At 71.3% G+C, this 12,735-nt stretch carries 9 protein-coding genes; 5 read left to right on the top strand and 4 right to left on the bottom strand.

Annotated elements, in window-relative coordinates; all coding sequences use genetic code 11:
- Positions 1-127 precede the first annotated feature (127 nt).
- From CLV56_RS02995 to cydC, 4 genes are read left to right on the top strand one after another with little or no spacing between them, the layout of a single operon-like run.
- Positions 128-1,540 (top strand): cytochrome ubiquinol oxidase subunit I, encoded by a 1,413-nt coding sequence (locus tag CLV56_RS02995; RefSeq protein WP_039348612.1) that lies wholly within the window; start codon positions 128-130, stop codon positions 1,538-1,540.
- 12 nt (positions 1,541-1,552) lie between these two features.
- Positions 1,553-2,548 carry a cytochrome d ubiquinol oxidase subunit II gene (gene cydB / locus CLV56_RS02990; RefSeq protein ID WP_039348615.1) on the top strand — a complete coding sequence of 332 codons (996 nt, stop codon included), beginning with the start codon at positions 1,553-1,555 and terminating at the stop codon, positions 2,546-2,548.
- The gene (gene cydD / locus CLV56_RS02985; RefSeq protein WP_039348618.1) at positions 2,545-4,218 is read left to right on the top strand and encodes a thiol reductant ABC exporter subunit CydD; all 1,674 of its coding nucleotides are present in this window, start codon (positions 2,545-2,547) and stop codon (positions 4,216-4,218) included. Before cydB ends, cydD begins: the two co-directional genes overlap by 4 nt.
- On the top strand, positions 4,215-5,954 hold the full coding sequence (cydC, locus tag CLV56_RS02980) for a thiol reductant ABC exporter subunit CydC (protein WP_100414367.1): 1,740 nt from the start codon (positions 4,215-4,217) through the stop codon (positions 5,952-5,954). The genes cydD and cydC overlap by 4 nt, the downstream gene beginning before the upstream one ends.
- A gap of 84 nt (positions 5,955-6,038) precedes the next feature.
- Here the strand turns inward: cydC and CLV56_RS02975 are convergent, their stop codons facing one another.
- From CLV56_RS02975 to CLV56_RS02965, 3 genes are all read right to left on the bottom strand, one after another.
- Positions 6,039-6,953 carry a glycine betaine ABC transporter substrate-binding protein gene (locus CLV56_RS02975; protein WP_039348622.1) on the bottom strand — a complete coding sequence of 305 codons (915 nt, stop codon included), beginning with the start codon at positions 6,951-6,953 and terminating at the stop codon, positions 6,039-6,041.
- Between the two features lie 64 nt (positions 6,954-7,017).
- Complete coding sequence (locus tag CLV56_RS02970; protein WP_039348624.1) at positions 7,018-7,956, bottom strand: ABC transporter permease; 939 nt, start codon at positions 7,954-7,956, stop codon at positions 7,018-7,020.
- Positions 7,953-9,170, bottom strand: a complete 1,218-nt coding sequence (locus CLV56_RS02965) for a quaternary amine ABC transporter ATP-binding protein (protein ID WP_039348627.1) — start codon at positions 9,168-9,170, stop codon at positions 7,953-7,955. The genes CLV56_RS02970 and CLV56_RS02965 overlap by 4 nt, the downstream gene beginning before the upstream one ends.
- A gap of 257 nt (positions 9,171-9,427) precedes the next feature.
- On the opposite strand from CLV56_RS02965, the gene ftsY reads away from it, so the two are divergent.
- Positions 9,428-10,633, top strand: a complete 1,206-nt coding sequence (gene ftsY, locus CLV56_RS02960) for a signal recognition particle-docking protein FtsY (RefSeq protein WP_039348630.1) — start codon at positions 9,428-9,430, stop codon at positions 10,631-10,633.
- An 84-nt stretch (positions 10,634-10,717) separates the two neighbouring features.
- On the opposite strand, the gene CLV56_RS02955 is transcribed toward ftsY, so the two are convergent.
- Positions 10,718-12,604, bottom strand: a complete 1,887-nt coding sequence (locus CLV56_RS02955) for a penicillin-binding transpeptidase domain-containing protein (RefSeq protein ID WP_170224751.1) — start codon at positions 12,602-12,604, stop codon at positions 10,718-10,720.
- Positions 12,605-12,735 lie beyond the last annotated feature (131 nt).

The raw sequence follows: 12,735 nt of genomic DNA, 5'->3' as shown, positions 1-12,735 counted from the left end.
CTACGACAGCGTGTAGTAGATTGTGCTCAGCGGCGAGACGCACGACCCCCTGGAGGGGGCCCCGTCCGAGTCGCCGCACCCGGTCGCCCGTACTAGCGTGGCGAGGGTCGTGAGCCGAGGGGGCTGGATGGAAGCACTCGACATCGCACGGTGGCAGTTCGGCATCACCACCGTGTACCACTTCTTCTTCGTCCCGATCACGATCGGGCTGTCGTTCCTCGTCGCCGGCCTGGAGACCGCGTGGGTCCGCACCCGCAACGAGAAATGGCTCCGGCTGACGAAGTTCTTCGGGAAGCTCTTCCTGATCAACTTCGCGATGGGGATCGTCACCGGCATCGTGCAGGAGTTCCAGTTCGGGATGAACTGGTCGGACTACTCCCGCTTCGTCGGTGACATCTTCGGCGCCCCGCTCGCGATCGAAGGCCTGCTCGCGTTCTTCCTCGAGTCGACGTTCCTCGGGCTGTGGATCTTCGGCTGGGACAAGCTCAGACCCGGCCTGCACGCCGCCTGCATGTGGATCGCCGCGTTCGGCACCGCCCTGTCGGCGTACTTCATCCTGGCCGCGAACTCGTTCATGCAGAACCCGGTCGGCTACACCTACAACGAGGTCCGGGGCCGCGCCGAGCTCGACGACTTCATGGACGTCCTGACCAACCAGGTCGTCCTGATCACCCTGCCGCACACGCTCTTCGGCGCGTTCATGGTCGCCGGCGGTCTGATGGCGGCGGTCTCGATGTGGTGGCTGCTCCGCGGCAAGGGCGTCGACGCGGACGCGTTCCGCTCGACGCTGCGCCTCGGCGCGGTGACGCTGATCGTCGCCGGCCTCGGCACGATCGTCACCGGCGACATCCAGGGCAAGGTCATGACCGAGGTCCAGCCGATGAAGATGGCCTCCGCGGAGGCGCTCTACGAGGACGCGCAACCGGCACCGTTCTCGCTCTTCACCTGGGGGACCCTCGACGGATCCGAACCGACGCTCCAGATCGAGGTCCCGCACCTGCTCTCCTACCTCGGGACCGGCGACTGGAACGGCGAGGTCCGCGGGATCAACTCGCTCCAGGCCGAGTACGAGGAGACCTTCGGGCCAGGCGACTACACGCCGTACATCCCGGTCACCTACTGGTCGTTCCGCGCGATGATCACGGCCGGAGGCCTGGCCATGCTGATCGGCATCTGGATGCTCTGGTCGACCCGGAGGGGGAGACTGCCGAGCACCGGCGCCCGGTGGCCCGTGTGGGTCGCGGTCCTCGCGACGCTGCTGCCGCTGGCCGCGAACTCGTTCGGGTGGATCTTCACCGAGATGGGCCGGCAGCCCTGGGTGGTCTTCGGCCTGATGCAGACCGCCGACGGCGTCTCGCCGAACGTCGGACCGGGCACGGTCCTCACGTCGTTGATCGTGTTCACCCTGCTGTACGGAGTGCTCGCCGTGATCGAGGTCAAGCTCCTGCTGTCCGCCGTCCGCAAGGGCCTGCCCGACGTCGACCCCGACCGCGAGACCGGACCGCAGGACGACGACGCGCCGCTGGCGTTCGCGTACTGAGAGGAGACGACCATGGAGCTCACCACCGTCTGGTTCTGCATCGTCGCGTTCCTCTTCATCGGGTACTTCGTGCTCGAGGGATTCGACTTCGGCGTCGGCATGCTGCTGCCCGTGCTCGCCCGCGACGACCGCGAGCGACGCACGATGATCAACACGATCGGTCCGCTGTGGGACGGCAACGAGGTCTGGGTGATCGTCGCCGGCGCGAGCATCTTCGCCGCGTTCCCCGAGTGGTACGCCACGCTGTTCAGCGGGTTCTACCTGCCGCTGCTGCTGATCCTCGTCGCGCTGATCGTGCGTGGGGTCGCGTTCGAGTACCGGCACCAGCGAGACGACGCCGCCTGGAAGCGCCGCTGGGACCTCGCGATCATCGTCGGCTCGTTCGTCCCCGCGCTGCTGTGGGGGGTCGCCTTCGGCAACATCGTCCGCGGCGTCGAGATCGACGCGGACAAGAACTACGTCGGCACCTTCTTCGACCTCCTCAACCCGTACGCCCTGCTGGCCGGGCTCGTCACGCTGACGCTGTTCCTGACGCACGGCGCCAACTTCCTCGCCCTGAAGACGCGCGGGATCATCCACGAACGCGCCCGCACGTTCTCGCTGCAGGTCGGACTGGTCGCCGCGGTGCTCGCGGTGGCGTTCCTGCTGTGGACCTGCCTCGACCACGACGACGCCTGGGTGTGGGTCCTGTCGGGGCTCGCCGCGCTCACCTTCGTCGGCGGGCTGGCCGCGGCATGGTTCCGCCGCGACGGGTGGGCGTTCGTCGGCACGATGGCGGCGATCGGGTTCGCGGTGACGGCGCTCTTCGTGGCGCTGTTCCCCGACGTGATGCCGTCGACGCTCGACCCGGCGTACAGCCTGACGACCGAGAACGCCTCGTCCACGGACACCACGCTCACGATCATGAGCTGGGTCGCGGTGATCTTCGTCCCGATCGTGCTGGGCTACCAGGCGTGGAGCTACTGGGTCTTCCGCAAGCGGATCAGCGTCGAGCAGATCCCGGCATGACCGACCGGCGACCGCTCGACCCCCGCCTGGTCCGCCGATCCGCAGCCGTCCGCCGCTACGTCGTAGCCGCCGTGGCGCTTGCGACGCTGTCGGCCGGCACCGTGGTCGCGTCGTCGTGGCTGATCGCGGACGTGGTCTCGCGTGGATTCGACGGTGAGGGAGTCACCGACACCGTCACCGCCCTGCTGGCGGCGCTCGCGCTCGCCCTCGGCGCGCGGGCGGTGCTGGGATGGGTGCAGACGGTGGTGGCCGCGCGGGCGTCGGTCCGGGTGAAGGCGGACCTCCGGGCCGAGATCGTCGACCGGGCCCTGGCGGCCGAGCCGGCCCCAGCCGGACGGGCAGCACCGACGTCGACGGCGCTGGCCACCCTGCTCGGTCCGGGCCTGGACAAGCTCGACCCGTACTTCGCGCGGTTCCTCCCGCAGCTGTTCCTCGCGGCGACCGTGCCGCTGACGGTCGTGGTCGCGATCGCGTTCGCCGACCCGCTGTCCGCCGTCACGATCGCGGTGACGCTGCCGCTCGTGATCGTCTTCCTGGCGCTGGTCGGTCAGCTGACCCGGGAGCGCACCGAGCGGCGCTGGCGGTCGCTGGTGCGGCTCTCGCACCACTTCGCCGACGTGCTCGACGGGCTCGTCGTCCTCAAGGTCTTCGGCCGCTCGGCCAACCAGACCGAGGGCCTGGCGCGGGTGGGGGACCGTAACCGCACGACGACGATGAGTGCGCTGCGGACGGCGTTCCTGTCGTCGTTCGTCCTCGAGCTCGTCGCGACGATCTCGGTCGCGCTCGTCGCGGTCTCGATCGGGCTGCGCATCGTCCACGGCGAGATGGCGCTGGTGACCGGCCTGTTCGTGCTCGTCCTCGCGCCCGAGGCCTACCTGCCCGTGCGCCAGGTCGGCACCCACTTCCACGACTCCGCCGAGGGCCGTGCGGTCGCCGACGACGCGTTCGCGGTCCTCGAGGGACCGCGACCGGCGCGCTCCGTACGGCCGCCCGACCTGTCGCGCGCCCGGGTCGTCGTCGCGAGTCTCACGGTCGCCTACCCGGATCGCGCAGCACCGGCCCTCGACGGCCTGGACCTGACCGTACGGCCGGGTGCGTTCGTCGCGGTCACAGGACCGTCGGGCTGCGGCAAGTCGACCCTGATCGACGTCCTGCTCGGGTTCGTCCGGCCGACCGGAGGCCGGGTGTCGATCGTGCCCGACGACGCTGACGGCCCCGACGTGGACCTGGCGGACGTGGACCTCGCTGCGTGGCGGTCGCAGATCGCGTGGGTGCCGCAGGTCCCGGTGCTGCTCGCGGGGACCGTCGGCAGCAACGTCGCGCTCGGCGCGCCCGACGCGACCGCGACCGACGTGGCGGCGGCGCTGCGTGACGTGGGCGCCGACGACCTCGCGCCGACGCGCCCGGTCGTCGAGGCCGGGGCGGACCTGTCCGCCGGCCAGGTCCGGAGGGTCGCGCTCGCCCGTGCGCTGCTGCGGGTCCGCTCGGGTGGTGGCCGGCTGCTGCTGCTCGACGAGCCGACCGCGGGGCTCGACTCCGAGCGCGAGCAGCACGCGGTCGATGCGGTGCGGGCCGCAGGAGCGACCGTCCTGGTCGTGGCGCACCGTGCCGCGTTCGTCGACGCCGCGGACACCGTGGTCGAGCTCGCTGTGCCGGCGGTGCCGCGATGAGCGGCGGGTCGCCGTCGGCGCTGCTGCGCGATCTCGGCGGGATGTCGCGGACCGCACGAGGGCGGCTGGCCGGCGGGACGGTGCTCGGCGTGCTCGCGAGCCTCGCGTCGATCGGCCTCCTGCTGACCTCGGGCTGGCTCATCTCGCGCGCCGCCCAGCACCCTCCGGTGCTCTACCTGATGGTCGCGATCGTCGCCGTCCGTGCGTTCGGGATCGCGCGCGCGGCCCTGCGCTACGCCGAGCGGCTCGCGACCCACGACGGCGCGCTGCGGGTCGGGACGGATCTGCGGGTGGCGGTGTACCGGCGGCTCGAACGCCTGGCGCCGTCGACGCTGGCCGCGGGGCGCCGTGGCGACCGGGTGGCCAGGATCGTCGGGGACGTCGACGCCGTCGGCGACCTGCTGGTCCGGGTCTTCGTCCCGCGGATCGTCACCGCCGTCAGCGCGGGGGTCGTCGTCGGGCTCGTGCTCGTGATCCTCCCCGCCGGCGGCGTCCTGCTCGGTGCGTGCGTGGTCCTCGGATGGCTGCTGGCCGAGACCGGCGTCCGCTTCGGCGGCCGTACGGCCAGCGCCGCCACGACCGGTCTGCGCGGCGTGCTCGCCGCCGAGGTGGCGGAGTCGGTCCGCGCGGCGCGGGAGATCGCCGCGTACGGCGCGTCCGCCACGTACGCCGGACGGATCGCGTCCGCGTCGTCGGGTCTCGCGCACGCCGAGCGGCGCACCGCGTTCCTCGACGGCGCCGGAACCCTCGCGATCAGGTTCGCGATGACGCTGGCGCTCGTCGGCATCGCGAGCCTCGGCGTCGCCGCCGTCGCGGCCGGCGACCTGGACCCCGTGCTGCTCGCCGTCGTCGTGCTGGCACCGCTCGCGCTGCTGGAGCCGCTCGAGGCCGTGCCCGGCATCGTGGCCCAGGAGCAGCGCTCGACCCTGTCGCGCCGTCGCCTCCTCGAGCTGTCCGCGCAGCGCGACGAGGCGCTGCGCGATCCGCAGGACCCGGTCGCGCCCCGGTCCTCGGTCGCCCTGCACGTCCGCGACCTCCGGCTCGGCTGGGGAGAGGCCCCTGACCTCGTCGCGGGGTTCGACCTCGATCTGGACGAAGGAGCCACGGTCCTGGTGACAGGACCGAGCGGAGCGGGCAAGTCGACCCTGGCCGCGGCGCTCCTCCGCCTGGCGGCACCCCGGGGCGGATCGATCACGATCGGCGGCGTGGAGACGTCCACGATGACGGGAGCGGACGTACGCGCTCGGATCGGTCTGCTCCGACAGGACGAGCACGTCTTCGACACGAGCGTGCGCGAGAACCTGCGGATCGCCGACCCCGACGCCGACGACGAGCGGCTCCTGATCGCACTGCGCGGCGCGGGGCTGGGCCCCCTGCTCGACCGGCTGCCCGACGGGTTGGAGACCGAGGTCGGGGAGAACGGACGCCGGCTGTCCGGCGGCGAGCGCCAACGCCTCGGGCTCGCCCGCCTGCTGCTCGCCGACCATCGGGTGCTCGTGCTCGACGAGCCCACCGAGCACCTCGATCCGTCGGCGGCCGACCGGCTGGTCGACGACCTGCTGGCGCTGGCCCCGGCCCGGTCCCTGCTCGTGCTCTCGCACGATCCGCGGTTCCTGGCACGCGGCCTGGAGCGCGTCCGACTGGACGCGTGGCACCCGGCCGGCGCCACCGGAGCGGTCGTGGGTGACGGGGCCACCGCGGCGCCGCCCGGGCAGGACCGGCGCGCCCTCACCTGAGAGCGACCGGGACGAACGAGACCCCCGGTCCGCGCGATGCGGGCCGGGGGTCTCGTCGACGGCGTCAGAGCGCCGCGTGGTGCGTCAGCCCTGGAGGCTGTCGATGAAGTCCGGGTTCTCCTCGAGCCAGGCGTCGATCGCCTCTTCCTCCTGGCCCTCCTCGAACTGGTTGACCACGGTGTCCTCGAGCGAGCCGTACTGCTCGTCGTCGAGCTTCATGTTGGCCATCATCTCCGCGACCTCCGGGAACTCGTCGGAGAAGCCGGCGGTGGCCACCTCGTGCAGGCCCTCGGGCTCGCCGAGCGCACCCATCGGGTCCTCGAGGTCCTTCACCGGGAACGCGGTGTTCGCCCAGTACGGACGCCACAGCGTGACGATGATGTCCTCGTTGTTGTCCGTCGCCTTCTGGAGCTCGGTCAGCATGCCCGTCGTCGACGACGTCTGGAGCTCGTACTCGTCACCCAGGCCGTACTCGGGGATGACGCTCTCCTGCACGACCTTGGTCAGTCCGGCACCCTTCTCGATGCCGACGATCGTGTTGTCGTACTGGTCGCCCTTGCCCTTGAGGTCCTCGAGCGAGTTGAGCTCGGAGTACTCGGGCACGGCGACGGTCAGCTTGGCGTTGTCGTAGTACGTGCCGACGTCCTCGAGGTCGTCGCCGTACTGCTCCATGTAGGACGCGTGCGTCACGTCGGGCCACGCCGACGGGTAGACGTCGACGTCGCCGTTGGCCAGGCCGGCGTAGAGCGGCGCGGCCTCGCTGAGCTCGGTGATCTCGACGGTGTAGCCCTCGCCCTCGAGGACGTTCTTCCACAGGTACGCGGTGCTCAGGCCGTCGGTCCAGGAAGGGATGATCCCGAGATTGATGGTGCCGCCACCGTCACCCGAGCTCCCTCCGTCCGAGTCGCCGTCGTCCGAGCCGCAGGCGCTCGCCAGGAGCGCCACGCTCAGGAGCGTGGCCGCGACGGCGCTTGCTCGTGCTGTCAGTGTCTTGCGCATCTATCTTCCTTCCTATCTTTTCTCCGGACGGCGCTTCCGCGGCGTCCGAGGTCAGTGGGGTGCGTCAGCTCGTCCCGGCCGAGCTGGCCATGGCACGCGCCGAGCGGTAGCGCTCCTTGAGAACGCTGAGGGCGTTCGGCCGCTGGCCGCGGTTCTGCCCGATCGACGCCGTGACGCGGTCCAGGTAGATCGCGAGGGCGACCACGGACAGGCCGGCCTCGAAGCCGAGCCCGAGATCGAGGGTCGCGATCGAGGAGGTGACCTCGCCGCCGAGACCACCCGCGCCGACGAGGCCGGCGATGACGGCCATCGAGAGGGCGAGCATGATCACCTGGTTGACGCCGGCCATGATCGTCGGCATCGCGAGCGGGATCTGGATCCCGCGCAGGATCTGTCCCGAGGAGCTGCCGAAGGCCTGACCGGCCTCGACGACCTCCGAGTCGACCTGCCGGATGCCGAGCTCGGTGAGCCGGACGGCGGGCGCGACGCAGAAGATCACGGTCGCGACCACGCCGGCCGCCTCGCCGATGCTGAAGAGCGTGACCACGGGGATCAGCCAGACGAACGCCGGCATGGTCTGCAGCAGGTCCATCACCGGTTTGACGACGGCACTCACCCGGGGCGAGCGCGACGCCCAGATCCCGAGCGGGATGCCGATCACCAGAGCGATCACCGTCGCGACCGCGACCAGCGCCAGCGTCTCCATCGCGTTGGTCCACTGGTCGACGCTGATGATGAACAGCAGGCCCAGCAGCGAACCCAGCGCGAGCTTCCAGCCGTGCGCCAGCCAGGCGAGCAGGGCGAAGACGACCGCCATCAGGACCGGCCCCGGGGTGTCGAGCACCGTGATGATGCCGTCCACCGAACCCTCGATCATGTCGCTGACGGTGGAGAAGAACCCCGAGAAGTTGTCGGTGATCCAGTCGAACAGGTCGGTGAACCAGTCGCCGACGTTGATCCGGGGGATGAACGTGCCTTCGACGTTCTCGGCGAGGATCGTCATGCCGGCACCTCCGTGCTCGTCGGGCCGGTGAGCTCGACTGCCGCGTCGTTCGGGCCGAGCGCGTTGAGCAGGGTCACCCGGGGGATGACCCCGCACAGCCGGCCGTCGTCGTCGACCACCGCGATCGCCGCGCTCTGGTACGAGGCTCCGAGGAGGTCCGCGATCATCGTGTCCGGGTGCACGGTGGCGACCGACCGGAGCGCACCGTCGAGCGAGTCCTTGCCGGCGCGCACGGCCTCGGCGACGTCGTCCTCCTCGACGATCCCGGCGAGCCGCTTCTGGCGGTCGGTGACCATGAGGCTCGAGATCTGGTGCTCGCGCATCAGCTTGTGCGCCGTCCGGGGCCCCTGCTCCGCGCCGAGCACCGCGACCGCGGGCTCCATCACCGACGAGGCCGAGAGCACGCGGGTCCGGTCGACGTCCTGGACGAACTGGGCGACGTAGTCGTTGGCGGGATCGTTGAGGATCTGCTCGGCGGTCCCGATCTGCACGATCCGGCCGTCGCGCATCATCGCGATCCGGTCGCCGAGCCGCATCGCCTCGTTCAGGTCGTGGGTGATGAAGAGCACGGTCTTGCCGAGCTTGCTCTGCAGCTCGACGAGCTGGTCCTGCATCTCGCGACGGATCAACGGGTCGAGGGCGCTGAACGCCTCGTCCATCAGCATGATGTCGGTGCCTGCTGCGAGCGCGCGGGCCAGACCGACGCGCTGGCGCATCCCGCCCGAGAGCTCGCCGGGCATCGAGCCGCCCCAGCCCTCGAGACCCACCATGCCGAGAGCCTCCTCGGCCTTGGCCTCGCGGTCGGAGCGGTTCAGGCCCTGCACCTTGAGCCCGTACGCGGCGTTCTCGCCGACGGTGCGGTGGGGCAGCAGCGCGAAGTGCTGGAAGACCATGCTGACCTTGTCGCGCCGGACCCGACGCAGACCCTTGGTGTCGAGCTTGGTGATGTCCTCGCCGTAGACCTCCATGGTGCCGGCGGTGGGCTCGAGGAGGCCGTTGACCATCCGGATCAGCGTCGACTTGCCCGAGCCCGAGAGCCCCATCACGACGTAGATCTCGCCCTCGCCGACCTCGAAGGAGGCGTCGATGACCGCTGCGGTCGTGTTGTCCTGCAGCAGGTCGTTGCGTGTCTCGCCACGCTTCAGTCGGTCGACCCCGGCCTTCGGTCGGCGACCGAAGACCTTGTAGACCTCGTTCGCTTCGATCGCGTGCACGTGACTCCTCGGAACGCGGCTGATCGCCGACGCACTCACCACGACTCGATCAACCTGAGATTCTGCTGAAACTGGTAACCCGGTCTTTCACACTAACAACCGGTTCCAGCCCGCACCGACCACCGGGGCCCGGAATCGTGGGCTGAAACACACTTGTGATGTTCCGCGGAGCGCGTCGTGGGCGTGCCGCGGCGCGCTCCGCGGCGGTGGACGGCGGTGCGCCGCGCGGCGCACTGCGGCCCGTAGGATCGTGACTCGTGAACGCGACCCAGCTCTTCATCGTCCTCGCCGTCGCCGTCCTCGTGCTCGGCGTCCTCGCTGCGCTCGTGATCTCGGCGCGGGGCCGGGCGCTGCCGCCCGCCGACACCGTCGACCGCCGTCTCGACCACATGCGCGAGCACCCGGAGGAGCCGGTCGCGGAGACCGGCGAGGGACTCGAGCCGGTCCTGCCCGACGCCGGCGAGCTCGACGAGGCCGACACCGACAACGAGACCGGTCTCGACGTCGCCGAGCAGGAGACGCTCGCGCCGGAGGTCGAGACGCCCGCGCCGACCGCCGGCCGGCTCACCCGGCTGCGCGAGCGTCTGTCGCGGTCGCAGTCCTCGTTGGGCCGCGGCCTGCTCGCCCTGCTCAGCCGGGAGCGCCTCGACGAGGACACCTGGGAAGAGATCGAGGACACCCTGATCGGCGCCGACGTCGGCGTCGCCCCGACGCAGGAGCTCGTCGAGACCCTGCGGACCCGGCTGCGGGTCGAAGGGGCGTCCGACCCGTCCCGTGCCCGCGCGGTGCTGCGCGAGGAGCTCGTCGCCCTCGTCGACCCGAGCATGGACCGCTCCCTGGCCGCCACCGGCACGGACGCACCGGGCGTGGTCCTCGTCGTCGGGGTCAACGGCACCGGCAAGACGACGACCGTCGGGCGGCTCGCGCGCGTCCTGGTGGCCGACGGCGACCAGGTGATCCTCGGCGCTGCCGACACCTTCCGCGCCGCCGCCGCCGACCAGCTGCAGACCTGGGGTGAGCGCGTCGGGGTCCCGACCGTACGCGGGCCCGAGGGCGGCGACCCCGCGAGCGTCGCGTTCGACGCGGTGAAGACCGGCAAGGAGGGCGGCTACGACACCGTCGTCGTCGACACCGCAGGCCGGCTGCACACCAAGGCCGGGCTGATGGACGAGCTCGGCAAGGTCAAGCGCGTGATCGAGAAGCAGGCCCCGGTGACCGAGGTGCTGCTCGTGATCGACGCGACCACCGGCCAGAACGGCCTGACCCAGGCGCGTGTCTTCGCCGAGGTCGTCGACGTGACCGGGATCGTGCTGACCAAGCTCGACGGTACGGCGAAGGGCGGGATCGTGATCGCGGTCCAGCGCGAGCTCGGCGTCCCCGTCAAGCTCGTCGGTCTCGGCGAGGGCGCCGACGACCTCGCCCCCTTCGAGCCGGAGGGCTTCGTCGACGCCCTCCTGGAGTGACCGCCCGACCCCGATTCGTCGAGTTGCGGTCGGATCTGCGGGAGGCAATCCCGCCGCAAGTCGACGAATCGGGGACGAGTGGGGTCAGCGCACGGCCTGCAGGAACTTCCTGAGCAGGGGACCGGCGACGCCGGAGCCGGAGTCGCCGTTCTGGACGAAGACCGCGACCGCGAGGTCGTGCCTCGGGTCGGAGGCGACCATCCAGGCGTGCGTACGGACGGGTGAGCCGTACTCCGCCGTGCCTGTCTTCGCTCCGATGCCCGGCCCGAGACCTTGGAGCACGCGGCCGCTGCCCTGAGCGACGGTTGCGCGCATCATCGCGCGCAGGTCGGACGCCTCCGCCTTGGTGAGCGTGCTCTCGACCTCGGGCTGCGCGACCTCGGGCAGCAGGTACGGGACGGTGGTCGCCCCGGACGTGATCGATGCCACGACGGTCGCCATCGTGAGCGGGGCCGCCGTGATGCGGCCCTGACCGATCATCGAGGCGGCGTGCTCGGTGCGGGTCTCGGCCGGGGTCGGGACCTCGCCGAAGTACGCGGGGAACCCGAGGTCCTGGTCGACGCCCATCCCGAGCGACGCAGCCGCGTCGGCGAGACCGGCCTGGTCGATGCGGCCACGCGCGTTGATCATCGCGGTGTTGCAGGACTGCGCGATCGCGCTCCGCAGCGGGATCCGACCGTTCGCCGACGCGGGATAGCCGTCGTAGTTCTCGAACCGCTTGCCGTCGACCACCACCGCGCGCGGGCAGCTCAGCGTGGTCGAGGGCGTCGCCCCGGCACGCAGCAGTCCCAGCGCCGCGACCAGCTTGAACGTCGACCCCGGGGCGTACCGCCCGTAGTTGGCGATCGGCTGGCCGCCGGCCCGGTCGTTGACCGCAGCGGCGAGGATCGCGCCGTCGGACGCGCGCAGCGCCACGAGCGCGCTGGCCGGACGGCTGCCCGACAGGATCCGCTCGGCCGCGCTCTGCGCCTGCCGCGAGAACGTGGTCCGCAACGGCTCACCCGGCTCGGGGGGCTGCTCGAAGGCTGTGCTCGGCTCGATCTCGGGCGCGGGGTTGGCCGGGTCGTCCTCGACCTCGCTCACGCGGGTGATCACCCAGCCGTCGCGGCCGCGCAGCGACTCGTCGTAGCGCAGCTGCAGACCCGAGAGGCCGGTCCGGTCGCCGACCTCGAGCCGCCCGTCGCTCTGCTCGATCAGCTCGGCGGTCGCCTCACCCACGGTGCCGAGGATCGGCGCCGCGAAGCTCGCGGTCGGGGCGAGCGGAAGCTCGTCGTCCAACGACCGGGCCCCGAGGATCGCCTCGATCCGTCCGGAGGAGGGCGCGTCGGCGGTGCGGAGCACGATCGCCTCGACGAAGGCCCTCGGACCCGCGGCGGCGACGGAGCGTACGAAGTCGGGCGCATCGACGCCGACGAGGCGGGCCAGGTCACGGGCAGAGGTCGCCTGGCGTGCCGCTGGGACGAGCGTCTTGTCGATCCCGATCCGCTGGACCGCGCGCGGCCCGACGAGCACCGTGCCGTCGCCGGCGAGCACGTTGCCTCGCACCGGCGTGACCCGCTCGATCTCGAGCCGCTCGTCGGGCCCCATGTCGGCGACGAGCAGCGCAGGGTCCCAGTGCACCTGCCAGGTGTCCTCGACCAGGTCGAGGCGGGCCTGCGTCTCGTACGACCAGGTGACGTCGTCGGCGACCGGCCAGGCGTACGCAAGTGTGACGTCGGCGGTGGTCTCGCCCTGCTCGACGTCGCTCACCTCGACCGTGGGACGTCGCTCGCCGAGGTCCTCGGTGATCGCGGTCACCTGGCTCTGGGCCTCGGTGGCGTCGAGCGGGACCGTGGAGAGGTCGAGGGCCTCCAGAGCCGTGGCCAGATCCTCCGCGAGCGGCTCGGCGTCGGGCGTGGGGTCGCTGCAGGCGGTGGCCAGGCCGGCGACGAGAGCGAGTGCGGCGAGCGGGGGGAGCAGTCGCTTCGGCATGCAGCCCATCCTCACCCGGACGAGGGTCAGCGCCTACCGCGGCACGCGGGGGAGCGGGTGCGAGCACATTCCTGCGGTCGCGCAACTGGGAAACGTCGGCGTAACAAAACCGGGGGAAGTGTCACTTCTGC

This window comes from Mumia flava (assembly GCF_002797495.1).
GTDB lineage: Bacteria > Actinomycetota > Actinomycetes > Propionibacteriales > Nocardioidaceae > Mumia > Mumia flava.
Note: the sequence above shows the minus strand (reverse complement) of the source record. Positions and strands in the feature narration are given on the sequence as shown.

Bases quoted from the DNA above. Each gene is read 5' to 3' on its own strand.
- CLV56_RS02995 (WP_039348612.1), top strand. From the start codon at position 128: ATGGAAGCACTCGACATCGCACGGTGGCAGTTCGGCATCACCACCGTG.
- cydB (WP_039348615.1), top strand. From the start codon at position 1,553: ATGGAGCTCACCACCGTCTGGTTCTGCATCGTCGCGTTCCTCTTCATC.
- cydD (WP_039348618.1), top strand. From the start codon at position 2,545: ATGACCGACCGGCGACCGCTCGACCCCCGCCTGGTCCGCCGATCCGCA.
- cydC (WP_100414367.1), top strand. From the start codon at position 4,215: ATGAGCGGCGGGTCGCCGTCGGCGCTGCTGCGCGATCTCGGCGGGATG.
- CLV56_RS02975 (WP_039348622.1), bottom strand. From the start codon at position 6,953: ATGCGCAAGACACTGACAGCACGAGCAAGCGCCGTCGCGGCCACGCTC.
- CLV56_RS02970 (WP_039348624.1), bottom strand. From the start codon at position 7,956: ATGACGATCCTCGCCGAGAACGTCGAAGGCACGTTCATCCCCCGGATC.
- CLV56_RS02955 (WP_170224751.1), bottom strand. From the start codon at position 12,604: ATGCCGAAGCGACTGCTCCCCCCGCTCGCCGCACTCGCTCTCGTCGCC.